This is a genomic window from Streptomyces sp. NPDC018833 (genome assembly GCF_044390825.1).
Lineage (GTDB): Bacteria > Actinomycetota > Actinomycetes > Streptomycetales > Streptomycetaceae > Streptomyces.
In genome coordinates this window covers 343,447-359,062 of the sequence record NZ_JBIRZM010000004.1, presented here as the reverse complement: position 1 = coordinate 359,062, position 15,616 = coordinate 343,447, and the positions used below count along the sequence as shown (strand labels likewise).

The 15,616-nt window shown below is 72.9% G+C and carries 11 protein-coding genes; 5 read left to right on the top strand and 6 right to left on the bottom strand.

Annotated features, from left to right (window positions below; translation table 11 throughout):
• Positions 1-52: 52 nt before the first annotated feature.
• Together ACH5AF_RS11300 and ACH5AF_RS11295 are read right to left on the bottom strand one after the other, a co-directional pair.
• Positions 53-733: a response regulator gene (locus ACH5AF_RS11300; RefSeq protein ID WP_398901304.1), complete on the bottom strand. Its 681-nt coding sequence runs from the start codon at positions 731-733 to the stop codon at positions 53-55.
• 571 nt (positions 734-1,304) lie between these two features.
• A complete protein-coding gene (locus ACH5AF_RS11295; protein ID WP_398901303.1) occupies positions 1,305-2,987 on the bottom strand; it encodes an ATP-binding protein in 1,683 nt (560 codons plus the stop codon).
• A gap of 128 nt (positions 2,988-3,115) precedes the next feature.
• Between ACH5AF_RS11295 and ACH5AF_RS11290 the strand changes: the two genes are divergently transcribed.
• Entirely contained in the window at positions 3,116-4,489 is a 1,374-nt protein-coding gene (locus tag ACH5AF_RS11290) for a cation:dicarboxylate symporter family transporter (protein ID WP_398901302.1), read from the top strand.
• 352 nt (positions 4,490-4,841) lie between these two features.
• Here the strand turns inward: ACH5AF_RS11290 and ACH5AF_RS11285 are convergent, their stop codons facing one another.
• Entirely contained in the window at positions 4,842-5,720 is an 879-nt protein-coding gene (locus ACH5AF_RS11285; RefSeq protein ID WP_398901301.1) for an aldo/keto reductase, read from the bottom strand.
• The gene (locus ACH5AF_RS11280) at positions 5,717-6,637 is read right to left on the bottom strand and encodes an NAD-dependent epimerase/dehydratase family protein (protein WP_398901300.1); all 921 of its coding nucleotides are present in this window, start codon (positions 6,635-6,637) and stop codon (positions 5,717-5,719) included. The genes ACH5AF_RS11285 and ACH5AF_RS11280 overlap by 4 nt, the downstream gene beginning before the upstream one ends.
• An 85-nt stretch (positions 6,638-6,722) precedes the next feature.
• Here ACH5AF_RS11280 and ACH5AF_RS11275 point away from each other — a divergent pair, with 85 nt between their 5' ends.
• The 4 genes from ACH5AF_RS11275 to ACH5AF_RS11260 all read left to right on the top strand — a co-directional run bounded on the left by ACH5AF_RS11275 (position 6,723) and on the right by ACH5AF_RS11260 (position 10,622).
• Complete coding sequence (locus ACH5AF_RS11275) at positions 6,723-7,244, top strand: Lrp/AsnC family transcriptional regulator (protein WP_398901298.1); 522 nt, start codon at positions 6,723-6,725, stop codon at positions 7,242-7,244.
• 55 nt (positions 7,245-7,299) lie between these two features.
• Positions 7,300-7,692, top strand: coding sequence for a MerR family transcriptional regulator (locus tag ACH5AF_RS11270; protein ID WP_398901297.1), 393 nt, complete (start codon positions 7,300-7,302; stop codon positions 7,690-7,692).
• A gap of 3 nt (positions 7,693-7,695) precedes the next feature.
• On the top strand, positions 7,696-8,034 hold the full coding sequence (gene trxA, locus ACH5AF_RS11265; protein WP_398901296.1) for a thioredoxin: 339 nt from the start codon (positions 7,696-7,698) through the stop codon (positions 8,032-8,034).
• A gap of 320 nt (positions 8,035-8,354) precedes the next feature.
• On the top strand, positions 8,355-10,622 hold the full coding sequence (locus ACH5AF_RS11260; protein ID WP_398901295.1) for a HelD family protein: 2,268 nt from the start codon (positions 8,355-8,357) through the stop codon (positions 10,620-10,622).
• 46 nt (positions 10,623-10,668) lie between these two features.
• On the opposite strand, the gene glgB is transcribed toward ACH5AF_RS11260, so the two are convergent.
• Complete coding sequence (glgB, locus tag ACH5AF_RS11255; protein WP_398901293.1) at positions 10,669-13,386, bottom strand: 1,4-alpha-glucan branching enzyme; 2,718 nt, start codon at positions 13,384-13,386, stop codon at positions 10,669-10,671.
• A gap of 745 nt (positions 13,387-14,131) precedes the next feature.
• Positions 14,132-15,496 (bottom strand): maltokinase, encoded by a 1,365-nt coding sequence (locus ACH5AF_RS11250; protein ID WP_398901292.1) that lies wholly within the window; start codon positions 15,494-15,496, stop codon positions 14,132-14,134.
• Positions 15,497-15,616 lie beyond the last annotated feature (120 nt).

Here is a 15,616-nt window from a genome sequence, read left to right as displayed (position 1 = left end):
GTTGACAAGGCAATCCCCGTGCAGGCACAGGAATTGGCTGCCTGCCCAGATGTCAGCGCCGGGTGCTGACCCAGCGGTACTGGAGCTCGGGGCGGCCGATCTGGCCGTACTGCGGGCTGCGGACGGCTCGGCCGCCGGTGACCAGATGCTCCAGGTAACGGCGGGCCGTGATCCGCGAGATGCCGACGGCCGCGGCCGCCTCGGCGGCGGTCAGCCCCTCGGCGGACTCGCGCAGGGTGCGGGTGACCGCCTCCAGAGTGGGCCCGCTCAGGCCCTTGGGGAGCGTCGTCGCCGTACGCGGTGCCCGCAGTGCGCCGAGGGCGCGGTCGACCTCCTCCTGCCCGCTGGCCTCCCCGGCGGCCGCCCGGAACTCGGCGTAGCGGCTGAGGCGGTCGCGGAGCGTGGCGAACGTGAACGGCTTCAGCACGTACTGCACGACTCCGAGCGAGACGCCCTCCCGGACGATGGCGAGATCGCGGGCGGAGGTGACGGCGATGACATCGGCGGAGTGCCCGGCAGCGCGCAGCGACCGCACGAGATGAAGACCGTGCCCGTCCGGGAGGTACAGGTCGAGCAGCAGCAGGTCGACGCCCCCGCGCTCCAGCGCCCGCACGGCTTCGGCGCGGGAGTGGGCGACCCCGACGACGGCGAAGCCGGGCACGCGCCCGACGTAGAGCGCGTGCGCGTCGGCGGCGACGGGGTCGTCTTCGACGACGAGTACCCGGATGGTCATGAGCGTGCCTCCGCGGCGGGGGGCGCATCCGCCGGCCGTCGTGGTGCGGTGAGGCGAATCCGCGGTCCCCGGGCCGGGCCGACGGGCCGAGGCTGCGTCGCCGGCGCGGTCTCGGGAGTGTGGGCGGCCCGGCGCGGCCGTGGCTGCGTCGCCGGACCGGTCTCGGGCCGATGGCCGCGGTGCGGCGTGCCGGATCCGGGCTGTCCGGGGGGATGGGCCGCGTAGCCGGCGTGGTGAGCCGCGGTGGCGGCCTGGCGCGCGTGGAGCTGCCGGCCGTGGCCGGGCTGCGCCGCCGGGCCGGCCGCCGGCCTGCGGCCGTGGGGCACGGTGAGGCCCGGCTTGTGGGGCGCGGCGGCCGGGCGTGCGTGGTGCACGGTGAGGGGGCGCGCTTGCGGGGCGGGGACCGACCCGTCGGATGCGGGCGGCTGCTCAGGGGCGTGGGCCCGGTGGCCCGGCTTGTGGGGCGCGGCGGCCGGGCGTGCGTGGTGCACGGTGAGGGGGCGCGCTTGCCGGCCCGGGATCGGGCCGTGGCGGGGCGGGCGGCCGTGGTGGGCGGGGCCGTAAGGGTGCGTCATTCGCGGGCCTCCGTGTGCAGGGGGAGCCGGACCGTGAACTCGGCGCCGCCGTCCGGGCCGTGGGTGAGTGTGATCGTGCCGTGGCCACGGTGCACCGCCTGGCGGACGAGCGCCAGCCCGATGCCGCGCCCGGGGCCGTGGGTGGACCAGCCGCGGCGGAAGACGTCCTCGAGGGACCCGGGGTCGACACCGGGACCGGTGTCGACGACCCGCAGCAGCAGCTCGTCCCGTTCGGCCCGTGCCGTCACGCTGACACGCGCCCGGGCCCCGCCGGGCGGGGGCGGCGCGACCCGTAGATCCGCGGGCACCGGCCCCGTGCCGTCGACGTCCGCCGGTACCAGGGCCGCCTGCTCCGCCACGACGCCGCCCGCGGCGTCCACCGCGTTGTCGATCAGGTTGCCCAGGATCGTCACCAGGTCCCTCGACGGCAGCGACGAGGGCAGCACGCCGTCGTCGATGCTGCTGTCCTCCGCGAGCACCAGCTCCACACCGCGTTCGTTCGCCTGCGCCGCCTTCCCCAGCAGCAGCGCCGCGAGGACCGGTTCGCCGACTGCGCCCACCACGCGGTCGGTCAGGGCCTGCGCCAGTTCCAGCTCCGCGGTGGCGAAGTCGACCGCCTCGTCCTCGCGCCCCAGCTCGATCAGCGACACCACCGTGTGCAGCCGGTTCGCCGCCTCGTGGGCCTGTGAGCGCAGGGCCTGGGAGAACCCGCGCTCGGAGTCGAGCTCGCCCGACAGCGCCTGAAGCTCCGTGTGGTCGCGCAGGGTCACCACCGTGCCGCGCTTCTCGCCCCCCACGACCGGCTGCGTGTTCACCACGACCACCCGGTCCGCCGTCAGGTGCACCTCGTCGACCCGCGGCTCGGACGCCAGCAGTGCACCCGTGAGCGGGGCCGGCAGGCCGAGCTCCGCGACCGGGCGGCCGACGACGTCGTCGCCCAGTCCCAGCAGCTCCCGGGCCCCGTCGTTGACCAGCGCGATGCGCCGCGAGCCGTCGAGCATGACCAGGCCCTCGCGGACGGCGTGCAGCGCGGCCTGGTGGTAGTCGTGCATCCGGCCCAGCTCGGCGGCGTTCATGCCGTGCGTGTGCCGGCGCAGCCTGGCGTTGATCACGTATGTGCCGACGCCGCCCAGGGCGAGCGCCCCGCCCGCCATGCCGAGCAGCGCCGTGAGCTGCTTCGCCACCTGCTCGCTGATCTCCTCGATCGTGATGCCGGCGCTGACGAGTGCGACGACCTTCCCGCCGTCACGCACCGGCGCCACGGTGCGTACGGACCGACCGAGCGTGCCCGTGTACTGCTCGCTGTAGATCTCGCCGCGCAGAGCGGGCTCGATGTGGCCGAGATACGTCCGCCCTATCTGGCCGGGCTCCGGATGGCTCCAGCGCCGGCCCCGCGGGTCCATGATCACCACGAAGTCCATGCCCGCGTCCTTGCGGAGCGCCTCCGCGTACGGCTGGAGCGTCGCCGACGGGTCGTCGGAGCGGACCGCCTCGACGACCGACGGGGAGCGGGCGGCGGCGGACGCGGCGGCGCTGGTCTGCAGCCGGGCCGACTCCTCGGCCTGGGAGCGGTCGATGACGTACGCGAAGAGCGCGCAGCCCGCCACGACGGCGGCGACCAGCACGACCTGCATCGCGAAAAGCTGGCCCGCGAGGCTGCGGGGACGGGGAATGCGCATGGGTTAAGTCTGCCTGGCCCGGTTTTGTGTGAACGAAACGAACGCAAGGGTGACCGGGGTCACAGGGCTGGTGGATATTCACGGCATCCATCGGGACATGGACGCAACGGAAAAACGAGGAGGACCCCGTGGCCACAGGAGCCGTCAGGCGGGACCGTACCCACTATCTCTACATCGCCGTGATCATCGCGGTGGCGCTCGGTATCGCCGTCGGCCTGGTCGCTCCCGACTTCGCCGTCGAGCTCAAGCCGATCGGCACCGGGTTCGTGAACCTGATCAAGATGATGATCTCGCCGATCATCTTCTGCACGATCGTGCTGGGCATCGGCTCGGTGCGCAAGGCCGCCAAGGTCGGCGCGGTCGGCGGCATCGCGCTCGGCTACTTCGTGGTGATGTCGCTGGTCGCCCTGGGGATCGGCCTGGTCGTGGGCAACGTCCTCGACCCCGGTTCGAGCCTCGCGGTGACCGACGCGGTCAAGGAAGCGGGCCAGGGGCAGGTCACTGCCGAGGCCAAGGACACGACCGAGTTCCTGCTCGGGATCATCCCGACCACGATCGTCTCCGCCTTCACCGGCGGCGAGGTCCTGCAGACTCTCCTCGTCGCCCTGTTCGCGGGCTTCGCTCTCCAGGCCATGGGCCCGGCCGGCCGGCCGGTGCTGCGCGGCGTCGAGCACATCCAGCGCCTCGTCTTCCGCATTCTCGGCATGGTGATGTGGGCGGCCCCGATCGGCGCGTTCGGCGCGATCGCCGCGGTCACCGGTTCGGCCGGTCTCGACGCGCTCAAGAGCCTCGCCGTGCTGATGCTCGGCTTCTACGTGACCTGCTTCCTCTTCGTGGTCATCGTGCTCGGCGCGCTGCTGCGGATCGTCGCGGGCCTCAACATCCTCTCCCTCTTCAAGTACCTGGGCCGCGAGTTCCTGCTGATCCTGTCCACCTCTTCCTCCGAGTCCGCCCTGCCGCGGCTCATCGCGAAGATGGAGCACCTGGGCGTGAGCAAGCCGGTCGTCGGCATCACCGTGCCGACCGGATACTCCTTCAACCTCGACGGCACCATGATCTACATGACCATGGCCTCGCTCTTCATCGCCGACGCCATGGGCAACCCGATGTCGATCGGTGAGCAGATCGGGCTCCTGCTGTTCCTCTTCGTCGCCTCGAAGGGCGCGGCGGGTGTCACGGGAGCCGGCCTCGCGACGCTGGCGGGCGGCCTGCAGTCGCACCGGCCGGAGCTGGTCGACGGTGTGGGCCTGATCGTCGGCATCGACCGCTTCATGAGCGAGGCGCGCGCCCTGACGAACTTCGCGGGCAACGCCGTCGCGACGGTACTGATCGGCACCTGGACCAAGGAGATCGACAAGGGACAGGTACGGGACGTCCTCGCGGGACGCCTGCCGTTCGACGAGAAGACACTGCTCGACGACCACGCACCGCACGAGGCCGCGGACACGGACACCGGCGTTCCGCACCCGCGGGACGACGAGCGCGAGCCCGTGAAGGTCTGATCCTCGCCGCCACCGGTGTGCGCCGGGCCCCACCCCCTCGGGCCCGGCGCACCCCGCTGTCCGGCGCCCGGCGTCGCGTCCGGGGCCACCCCGGGGACTGCGCACACCGTTGTCCGGGTCCTCCGGGTCCTCCGGGTCCTCCGGGTCCTCGGGGTCCTCCGGGTCCTCGGGGTCCTCCGGGTCCTCCGGGTCCTCCGGGTCCTCCGGGTCCTCCGGGTCCTCCGGACTCCGGGATCTCCGGACTCCGGGATCTCCGGACTCCGGGATCTCCGGGCCTCAGGGATCTCCGGGATCTCCAGGCCTCCGGGCCTCCGGGATACCTCCGGACTCCGGGGCGGCCTGTGCGGGATGCTCACGCGTCCAGCGCCGCCAACTCCGCCTCCGTCAGCACCAGATCCGCCGCCGCGGCGGAGTCGGTGACACTGCCCGGGCGGCTCGCCCCGGGAATCGGCACGACCGTGGGCGACTTCGCCAGGAGCCAGGCGAGGGCGACCCGCTGGGGGCTGACGCCCCGCTCACGCGCCACCGAGTGGAAGGCCGCGTACGGCCCGGCCGCGGCGAGTGCCGACGGCCCGTCCAGGGAACTGCGCGAGATCCCGCCGAGCGGGCTCCACGGCAGGAACGCCGTCCCCAGGTGCGCGCACAGCCGCAGTTCGGGCTCGCTGGAGCGCACCTCTGGCGAGTAGCGGTTCTGTACGGACACCAACCGGTCGCCCAGCATGGCGTGTGCCAGCGCGATCTGGTCCGTGTCGGCGTTGGAGATTCCCGCGTAGCGGATCGTCCCCTCCTGGAGCAGGTCCCGCAGTGCGCCGACCGACTCGGCGTACGGGACCGCCGGGTCCGGCTTGTGGAGCTGGTACAGCCCGATCGCGGCGCCGCCCAGCCGGGCGAGGGAAGCCCGTGCGGCCCGCTTGATGGAGCGCGGGTCGCCGTCGACCGTCCAGCCGCCGTCGGCCGTGCGGCCCCGGCCGCCCTTGGTGGCGACGAGCACGGTGTCGGTGTCCCCGCCGTACGCGGCGAGGGCGCGGGCCACGAGCGATTCGCCGGCCCCCGGTTCACCGCCGGGTACGTGGTACGAGTCGGCCGTGTCGATCAGGGTGACGCCCGCGTCCAGTGCGGCGTGGACGGTGGCGACGGCCTGCCGTTCGTCCGGATGCCCCTCGATGGACAGGGGCATCGCCCCGTATCCGATCGCCCCGACGCGGATGTCGCCGACCATGCGGTACCTCATCGCCGGGCCTCCGCGTCCGCCGCGTGCTCGCCGAGCGTCTCGGCCACGGCCCGGTCGAGCCAGTCGGAGGTGTGCCCGAACGTGAAGCCCAGTGCGGTGGCCCGGGTGTTGTCCATGCCGTAGGAGCGGGCGAACGAGAAGGGCGACGTCTCACCCACCTCCACCGTAGTGAATTGCGCTTCGGTGCCCGTCCGGCGCCCGATGGCCGTGCAGATGTCGCCGGTGGTGAGCGGGCCGTGCGCATTCGCGTTCACCGGGCCCGTGAAGTCCTGACCGGCCGTCCAGAAAAGGAAGTCGGCGATCTCCTCCACATGAATGTACGTCGCGGGGTGATTCCTCATGGGCACCGCGACCGGGCTGCCGGTGCGCATCCGGGTCGCGTAGTGCTCCAGCCGGCCGGTGAAGTCGTCGTCACCGCCCAGCACATGGGCGACCCGTACCGAGACCCAGTCGAAGGCCGTGCCCGCCGCGAAGACCGCCTCCGCCTGCCGCTTCCCGTCGCCGTAGTGCTCGTCGCGGTAGCCGGCGTCGTCCCAGGGCGCTGCGAGGTCGACGGGAACGGTGAGCGGGTCGACCGCCTCCTCGCGGACCGGCGCGGCCGAGTCCTCGTACTCGTACACCTCGACGGTGGACGTCATGACATGACGGCCGGTGCGGCCCGCGAACACCCGGCGGGCGATGTCCGCCTGGCGCGGTGTGTAGCAGACCTGGTCGATCACCACGTCGAAGGTGCGCGTGCCGAGCGCCGATCGCAGCGCGGGCTCGTCGGAACGGTCGGCGGTCAGCCGGGTCACGCCCGCGGGCGGGGCCGACGAACCGCGATTGAGGACGGTGACCCGGTCGCCGGAATCCAGCAGCCGGGATATCAGCCGCTTTCCGAAATACCGATTCCCTCCGATGACCAGTACGTCTCTCATACGCCCCGGATCCTCATTTCCTGCCGCCGATTTCCTTACGGGTCACCAGTGTTATGTTTGCGGGCCGCGTCATGAAGGGGGAGTCATGGGAGATGGGGCCGCTGCGCCGAAAGAATCACGGCAATCGAGGCCCGCTGCCGACGAAACGTCGGTGGCCGCTCTGGACGCCGTCGACCGGCACATCCTTGAGATCCTCCAGAGCGACGGTCGCGTCAAGCTCAGCGAGCTCGGGCGCCGGGTCCGGCTCAGTCCGGCGGCGGTCACCGAACGCGTGCGCAGGCTGGAGGCGTCCGGTGTGATCACGGGGTATGGGGCGCATGTCTCGCCCGCCAGGCTCGGTCATGGAATCCAGGCCTTCATCCGGGTCGATCCGCACGGCGGATACAACTTCAAGCACCCGAGGACGCTGGAACTGCTGGAACGCCCCGAGGTGATCGAGGCGCACCACGTCGTGGGCGAGGACTGCTGGATCCTCAAGGTCGCCGTGACCGACACGGTCCACCTGGAGGACGTGCTGGAACAGGTGTCGGCGCTCGGCCGCACCACGACGTCGATCGTGCTGACCTCACCTCTGGAGCGCAAGCCGCTGCTGCCGCGCCGCGATTGAGCGACGGTCCCGGGCCGTTGCCTTGACGTCGGCGTCAAGGATTACGGTCGGGGACATGCGAATCGGCGAGCTTGCGGAGCGGGCCGGCACCACCACCCGCACTCTGCGCTACTACGAGTCCCGCGGGCTCCTGCCCGCCCGGCGCGCGGTGAACGGCTACCGCACCTACGACGAGGACGATCTGCGGTTGCTCCAGCAGATCCGGACCCTTCAGGACTTCGGGTTCGACCTGGAGGAGACGCGGCCGTTCGTCGAATGCCTGCGTGCCGGCCACCCGGCCGGAGACTCCTGCCCCGCCTCGCTCGCCGTGTACCGGACCAAGCTCGCCGAGCTGGACGCGCTCATCGACCGGTTGCGATCGGTGCGTGCGCACGTCGGCGCGCAACTGCTGCGCGCCGAGGCGGAGCTGCGGGACGGTCCGGAACCCAGATGCGAATTCGGAGGCTGAGTGATGATTCTGGCCAAGGACGTGGCCGTGGTGACCGATGCGGACTTCGACGGCGAGGTGCTGGGCGCCGACCGCCCGGTCCTGGTGGAGTTCGGCGCGGACTGGTGCGGCCCGTGCCGCCAGCTCGCGCCCGTGCTGAGCGCGGTCTCCCACGAGGAGGCCGACCGGCTGAAGGTCGTGCAGATCGACGCGGACGCGAACCCGGAGACCGTGACCCGGTACGGGGTCCTGTCGCTGCCGACGCTGCTGGTCTTCGACGGCGGCGAGCCGGTCCGCTCCATGGTCGGCGCCCGCCCCAAGCGCAGGCTCCTGGAAGAACTTCAGGAGGTGCTCGCCCGCTGACGGACACCAGTCCGGCCGGCCACAGCGCCGGCCGGGCGCCCCAGCCGGCGGGGCGGTTCTCGACCCGCTCCGGATGAGCGAGGAGCATCCCCGGGATGCGCGATGTCCTCCGCGCCGAACCTCCGCAGCAGCGCCGTCGCCGCGACAATCCCCAGCGACAGCTCCGCCGATGTGTCCATGCGCAGAAAAACACCCCGGACCGAATTGACGGCCGGGGTCTTTCTCTGCGTATATTAATTGTTTCCGTGTTCGCCCACTTCGCGGTAGGGCAATAGCGCGGATAAGTTCATTGGCGACACCATATCGCGGCAGGAGCGGAATTGTCAACCGAGGAATTGCAGAACGAGCAGCAATTCATCACCGGGCTCTACGAGCGTCTCGACGCGCTCCGCGAGGAGGCCGAAGGCGCCATCGCGACCACGTTGAGGCAGGCCAGCACCGGTCTCGCCCAGTCGCGCGTGGAACGGGACGTGGGCGTCGCCGAACACGGTGCGCACCTCTCCGCGCTCAATGCGGTCGACAACGGTCTGTGTTTCGGCCGCATCGATCTCAAGGACGGCACACGCCATCACATCGGCCGAATCGGAATGCGCAGGGACGATCCGCAGCGCACCCCGCTGCTCATCGACTGGCGCGCACCCGTCGCCCGGCCGTTCTACCTCGCCACCGGGCACGAACCGATGGATCTGAGACGCCGGCGGCACATCAGCACCGCAGGCCGGACGGTCACGGCTCTGCACGACGAGATCCTCGACCTCGCCGACACCACCCGCACCGGGTACGAGGCGCACGACGCCGACGAGGTGCTGCTCGCCGCGCTCGGCGCCGCCCGTACCGGGCGTATGGCCGACATCGTGCAGACCATCCAGGCCGAACAGGACCGCATCATCCGCGCCCCCCGCCACGGCGTGCTCGTCGTCGAGGGCGGGCCCGGCACGGGCAAGACCGCGGTGGCGCTGCACCGCGCGGCCTACCTCCTGTACGCCCACCGCGAGCAGCTCGCCCGCCGCGCCGTCCTGATCGTCGGTCCCAACCCCGCTTTCCTCGGCTACATCGGCGAAGTCCTGCCCTCCCTCGGCGAGACCGGCGTCCTGCTGTCCACCATGGGCGAGCTGTTCCCCGGCGTGCACGCCACCGGCACCGACACCCCGCGCGCCGCGGCTGTCAAGGGCGCGGCCACGATGGCGGACGTCCTGGCCCGCGTCGTCGCCGACTGGCAGACACTCCCCGAGACACTGCCGGCCTCCACGGGCGAGGAGGGTGGAACCCTGCCCGAACCGGCCCTGGAGATCGACCACGCCGAGTACGGGACGCTGCTGCTGCACCGCGAGATGGCGTACGAGGCCCGCGACCGGGCCCGCGCCACCGGTCTGCCGCACAACCTGGCCCGCCCGCACTTCGCGTTCCGTGTCATCGACGCCCTGACCGAGCAGCTCGCCGACCGGCTCGGCGCCGACCCGTACGGCGGCGGAAACCTGCTGGGGCCCGACGACATCGCCCAGCTCGGCAAGGAGATCGCCACCAGCGCCGAGGTCCACGCCGCCATCGACGCGCTGTGGCCCCCGCTCACCCCGCAGCAGGTCGTCGCCGGTTTTTTCACCGAGCCGGAGCCGTACCTCGACCCCGAGGACGCGGAAGCGGTCCGGCGCGCCACGGGTCCCTGGACACCGGCCGACGTACCGCTGCTCGACGAGGCCGCCGAGCTCCTCGGCGTCGACGACAGCGCGGAGCGGGCCGCGGCCGAGGCCGAGCGCCAGGACCGGATCGCCTACGCGCAGGGCGTGCTGGAGCTGTCGCACGGCTCGCAGACGTACGAGTTCGAGGACGAGGAGTCCGAGGTGCTCGCCGCGCACGACATCATCGACGCCGAGCGCATGGCCGAACGCCAGGAGGAGGCCGACCACCGCAGCGCGGCCGCCCGCGCCGCGGCCGACCGCACCTGGGCGTTCGGGCACATCATCGTCGACGAGGCGCAGGAGCTGTCCGCGATGGCCTGGCGGCTGCTGATGCGCCGCTGCCCGACCCGGTCGATGACCCTCGTCGGCGACCCGGCGCAGACCGGGGACCCGGCGGGCAGCGGATCGTGGCAGGAGATCCTCCAGCCGTACGTCGGCGACCGTTTCACGCACACCCGGCTGGGGGTCAACTACCGTACGCCCGCAGAGATCATGGCGCTCGCGGCCGAGGTGCGGCGCAGCGAGGACCCGGCGTTCGAGCCGCCGCGCTCCGTGCGCTCGACCGGCGTGGCACCCCGTCAGGTCGCCGTCGCCCCGGACGACCTCGCCCGCACGGTGGCCGCGGAGGTCGCCCGGGCGCCGCACGAGGGGCGGCTCGCGGTGATCGCACCCGCCGCGCTGCTCCCCGCGCTCGCGGCCGAGCTGCCGGAGGCGGCCGCGGGCGATGAGCCGGATCTGACCCGGCCCGTCGTGCTGCTCGACCCGAAGGCGGCGAAGGGACTGGAGTTCGACACGGTGATCGTGGTCGAGCCGGAGCTGATCCGCTCCGGCTCCCCGCGCGGCGTGAACGATCTCTACGTGGCCTGCACCCGCGCCACCCAGCGGCTGGGCCTGGTGCGCACCGACGCCTAGACCGTGCCCGTGCCCCGCTGCCGGTCGCGGCGGGGCACGCGGCCCGTCAGGTTGGGCGCAGCCAGATCGTGGCCAGCGGCGGCAGCGTCGGCGCGATCGACGTCCGCCGGCCATGCGACTCGACCTGCTCCGGCTTCATCGGGTCCGCGTTGCGCACGCCCGAGCCGCCGAACCGCTCCTCGTCCGTGTTCAGCACCTCCCTCCAGGCGGACACCGACTCGGGCACCCCCAGCCGGAAGTCATGCCGCACCACCGGCGAGAAGTTGCTCACCGAGAGCAGCGGCGTGCCGTCCCTGCCGAACCGCAGGAACGCGAAGACGTTGTCCTCGGCCGCCCCGCCGTCCACCCAGGCGAAGCCCTCCGGCACCGTGTCGAGCTGCCACAGCTCGGGCGCTTTGCCGTAGACCGCGTTGAGTTCGCGCACCAGGTCGCGTACACCGCGGTGGTCGGGCTCCGCCGAGTACGACGGATCCAGCAGCCACCAGTCGGGCCCATGGCCCTCGGACCACTCCGCGCCCTGGGCGAACTCCTGTCCCATGAAGAGGAGTTGCTTGCCGGGGTGGGCCCACATGAAGCCGAGGTACGCACGGTGGTTGGCCCGCTGCTGCCACCAGTCGCCCGGCATCTTGCTCACCAGCGCGCGCTTGCCGTGCACCACCTCGTCGTGCGAGATCGGCAGCACGTAGTTCTCGCTGTACGCGTACACCATCGAGAACGTCATCTCGTTGTGGTGGAACTTGCGGTGCACCGGCTCCTTCGACACGTACTGCAGCGAGTCGTGCATCCACCCCATGTTCCACTTCAGGCCGAAGCCCAGACCGCCGTGGTCGGTGGGCCGCGTCACGCCGTTCCACGCCGTGGACTCCTCGGCGATCGTGACGACGCCCGGATTGCGCCGGTAGACGGTGGCGTTCATCTCCTGCAGGAACGAGACCGCGTCCAGGTTCTCCCGGCCGCCGTGCTCGTTGGGCGACCACTGACCGTCCTCGCGGGAGTAGTCGAGGTAGAGCATCGACGCGACGGCGTCCACGCGCAGCCCGTCGATGTGGAACTCCTCGCACCAGTACGTGGCGTTCGCGACCAGGAAGTTGCGCACCTCCTTGCGGCCGTAGTCGAACTCCAGCGTGCCCCAGTCCGGGTGCGCGGCCCGCGTCGGGTCGCTGTGCTCGTACAGCGGGCGCCCGTCGAACTGGGCGAGCGCCCAGTCGTCCCGCGGGAAGTGCGCCGGCACCCAGTCCACCAGGACGCCGATCCCGGCCCGGTGCAGGCTGTCGACGAGGAAGCGGAAGTCGTCCGGGGTGCCCATCCGGGAGGTCGGCGCGTAGAAACCGGTGACCTGGTAGCCCCACGAACCGCCGAAGGGGTGCTCGGCGACCGGCATGAACTCCACGTGCGTGAAACCGAGCTCCTTCACATACCGAGGCAGCTGCTCGGCGAGCTGCCGGTACGTCAGGCCGGGTCGCCAGGACGGCAGGTGCACCTCGTACACCGAGAACGGCGCTTCGTGGACCGGGCGGTCGCCGCGGTGCGCCATCCACTCGCCGTCCTGCCACACATGCTGCGACGCGGTCACGATCGAGGCGTTCGCGGGCGGCACCTCGGTACGCCGGGCCATCGGGTCGGCCCGCTGGGTGTGGCAGCCGTCCGGGCGGGTGATCTCGAATTTGTACAGCGTGCCCTCGGCGACGCCCGGCAGGAACAGCTCCCACACGCCCGTCGCACCGAGTGAGCGCATGGGGTGGCCGGTGCCGTCCCAGAAGTTGAAGTCACCGACCACGCGGACGCCCTGGGCGTCGGGTGCCCAGACCGTGAACCGGGTGCCGGTCACCCCCTGGTGCGTCATCAGGTGCGCGCCGAGGGCCTTCCACAGCTCCTCGTGCCTGCCCTCGCCGATGAGATACAGGTCGAGGTCGCCCAGCGCGGGCAGGAAGCGGTACGGGTCCTCGACCTCGAAGCCGTCCTCGTGGCCCTCGTAGGTCACGAGCAACCGGTAGTCCGGAACGGTGCGCTGGGGAAGTACGCCGGAGAAGAAGCCGTCGCCGTCGCTGTTCAGCTCGGCACGCAGCCCCTTGGCGACGACGGTGACGGACAGCGCGTGCGGGCGCAGGACGCGCAGCTGGATACCGCCGCGGACGGGGTGGGCGCCGAGGATCGCGTGCGGGTCGTGGTGACTGCCGTACAGCAGCCGGCCGCGGTCGTCGTCCCCGAGCGGCTTGGCGGCGCGCACACCGCCGGCCCGGGGGCGCGGCGTGCCCCCGCCGCCCCGGCCCCCGCCGCCCGTGCCCTTCGCGGGCCCGCGGCCGGAGTTCTTGGCAGGCGTGCTCGTCGTGCCGGCCGCCACGGCCCGCGCCGTGGACCCGCCCACCCCCAATGGCCGGCGGACGCCTTCCTCTTCGGCGGTGTCGGCATTGCGCGCGGCGGTGACACGCCGCCGGTCGGGTGCGTCGCCCCCGGCCTTGCGGGCGGAGGCCACGCGTCGCGCGGTGGGTGCCGTGCCGCTGGGCGTGGGGGCGTCTGTCTGTTCCTCGGCCCCGGCCCTGCGGGCGGAGGCCACGCGCCGCGCGGTGGGCCCCGTGCCGCCGGTTGCGGGGGCGTCGTCCGCCACGTCGTTGCGGGCATCGGAAGCGGCCGCGTCGGCCTGTGCCGGGACATCGGCGGCCCGGCGGGCGGGCTCACCGGCCGGTGGTGGCGCGGCGGCCGCGGGCCGGCGTGCCGTGGCCGATGCCGCCTGGGCGTCGGACACCGGTCGCGGCGTGCCCGTCATGTCGGCGGACCTGTGGGTCCGGCTCCGCCCGTCCGGGGCGGGCTTCCTCTGCGCCGCCCCACCGGTCGGCTCCGGCGTGGGGGTCTCGTCGCGAGCGCCCGCGCTGTGCCTCGCGGTCAGGGAGGTCCCGGGCGCGTCCGAGGCCACCGGCGCGGCCCCGTCGGCCGGTCGGGACACGGCCCGGGACGTCCCGGACGCGGTGCCCCTGCCCGCCCCGGCCGCCGCCGTTGGGTGCCCGGGCCCGGCGGCCGTGTCGCGCTCCTCGGGCGCGTCCCCGGTCGGCATCGGCGCGTCCCCGGTCGGCCCCTCGGTCGTTGTCGGCGCGGGCCCGGTGTGCGCCGCGCCGGGCTCACGGGCCTGGCTCGGGGACGTCCCGGGCGCGGGCCGGCCCGCCGGCTCGGTGCCCGGTGCGGATGTCCCGCCCGGCTCCCGGCCGGCGCCGGACACGGCCCAGGGCCCGGCTGCCGCCGTTGGGTGCCCGGGCCCGGCGGCCGTGTCGCGCTCCTCGGGCGCGTCCCCGGTCGGCCCTGCGGTCGCGGCCGGCCCGGGTGCGTCCGCGGGGCCCGCCTCGGAATCCGGCGTGGCTGTCCGTTCCGACGGCTGCGGGGCGGTCGCTCCTGTGCCGCCGCCGGGCGCGGTCGGCACGTCGCCGGGGGGCGGGGGAGTGGCGTCGGTCTTGGGGCGGTGGGAGCGGCGGGGGGTCACGGGGGTCGGCCTCCTGGGCGCGAGTAAGGGAGCGGTGGGGTCAGTCGAGCGTCGCGAGGCGGTCGATCGCGGCCATCGGTACCGGCAGCCAGTCCGGCCGGTGCCTGGCCTCGTACACGACCTCGTAGACGGCCTTGTCGGTCTCGTAGGCGCGCAGTAGTTCGGGCTCGGCGCGCGGATCGGCGCCGCACGCCTGCGCGTAGCCCGAGCAGTACGCGTCGCGGCACGCCTCAGCCCAGGACGGGTTCCACGGCCGGTGCGTACGGGCCGCGTAGTCGAAGGAGCGGAGCATCCCGGCGACGTCGCGCACCACCGGCTGCGGTCTGCAGCGCTCGGTGAGCGGCCGGGCCGGCTCCCCCTCGAAGTCGATGACGGACCAGGGTGTGGCGACCGGACCACGCAGTATCTGGCCCAGATGCAGATCGCCGTGCACCCGCTGAGCCGCCCAGATGCGGCCGCGCCGCCCGAGCAGCGAGACCGCCTCGAACGCCTTCCGCAGCCGGGGCGCGTACGGGTCCAGCGCGGGCACCGTGCGGACGGCTGCCTCAAGCCGCCGGATCATCGCGGCGGCCAACTCCTCGCTGTGCGCGCCGCTCAGCTTCACGCTGGGCAGTGCCCGGGCCAGCGCCGTGTGCACCTCGGCGGTGACCTGCCCGAGTTCGCCGGCCTCGGTCCGGAAGGAGCGGCCCTCGGCCAGGGCCTCCAGGGCGAGCACCCAGCCGTCGCGCGAACCGCGCAGGAACGGCTGCAGCACTCCGAGGGTGAAAGGTTCCGGCGTGGCCGACTCGTACCAGGCGATCGGGGTGGGCACCCGCTCGCAACCGGCGCGGGCCAGCGCGAGCGGCAGTTCCAGGTCGGGGTTGGGTCCCGGGTGGAGGCGGCGGAAGAGCTTGAGAATGTACGCGTCGCCGTACACGAGCGAGGAGTTGGACTGCTCGGCGCCGAGCGGCCGGGGGGCCAGAGCGCCGGGAATCGCCGGCGAGCCGTCGTACCGCTGGAAGCGCAGCGGCCCCAGCGACCCGGGCGTGCGCAGCCGCTCCAGGAGCAGGGCGGCGAGCCGGGGGTCGTGGGTGCCCTCGTACACCGTGCGCCCGGCGAGCGGACCGTCGGCGAGGTGGCCGATGAGCGCCGGGGCGAGGGTGGGCGGCAGGGTCTCACGTACACCGATGAGCAGTTGGTAGCAGTCACCCGGTGAACCGGGCTGCTCGACCCGTGCGAGCAGGTGCAACAGTCCCGGCCCCGGACTCCGCAGCGGCAGCAACTCGGTTGCCGACACGAGGGAGAAGCCGGTGACCGGCGTTCCCTTGCCCGCGAACCAGCGCTGCCGGGGCAGCCATTGGTGCAGCAGGGGGGCGAGTGACGGAAGCAGAGCGAGCGGGATCCGGGTGGAAGCAGCCTCCGACATGGGCATCGCGTCCTTTCCCCGGGTACACCACGAATGCGCAAAGTGTCCCGGATTGCAGCTGTGGCTGTCCGGCGGCGCGCGGGGATGAGGGGGAGAGTGCCCGGTGCGGGGCGGCAGAAA

Bases quoted from the DNA above. Each gene is read 5' to 3' on its own strand.
- ACH5AF_RS11300 (WP_398901304.1), bottom strand. From the start codon at position 733: ATGACCATCCGGGTACTCGTCGTCGAAGACGACCCCGTCGCCGCCGAC.
- ACH5AF_RS11295 (WP_398901303.1), bottom strand. From the start codon at position 2,987: ATGCGCATTCCCCGTCCCCGCAGCCTCGCGGGCCAGCTTTTCGCGATG.
- ACH5AF_RS11285 (WP_398901301.1), bottom strand. From the start codon at position 5,720: ATGAGGTACCGCATGGTCGGCGACATCCGCGTCGGGGCGATCGGATAC.
- ACH5AF_RS11280 (WP_398901300.1), bottom strand. From the start codon at position 6,637: ATGAGAGACGTACTGGTCATCGGAGGGAATCGGTATTTCGGAAAGCGG.
- ACH5AF_RS11275 (WP_398901298.1), top strand. From the start codon at position 6,723: ATGGGAGATGGGGCCGCTGCGCCGAAAGAATCACGGCAATCGAGGCCC.
- ACH5AF_RS11270 (WP_398901297.1), top strand. From the start codon at position 7,300: ATGCGAATCGGCGAGCTTGCGGAGCGGGCCGGCACCACCACCCGCACT.
- trxA (WP_398901296.1), top strand. From the start codon at position 7,696: ATGATTCTGGCCAAGGACGTGGCCGTGGTGACCGATGCGGACTTCGAC.
- glgB (WP_398901293.1), bottom strand. From the start codon at position 13,386: ATGACGGGCACGCCGCGACCGGTGTCCGACGCCCAGGCGGCATCGGCC.
- ACH5AF_RS11250 (WP_398901292.1), bottom strand. From the start codon at position 15,496: ATGTCGGAGGCTGCTTCCACCCGGATCCCGCTCGCTCTGCTTCCGTCA.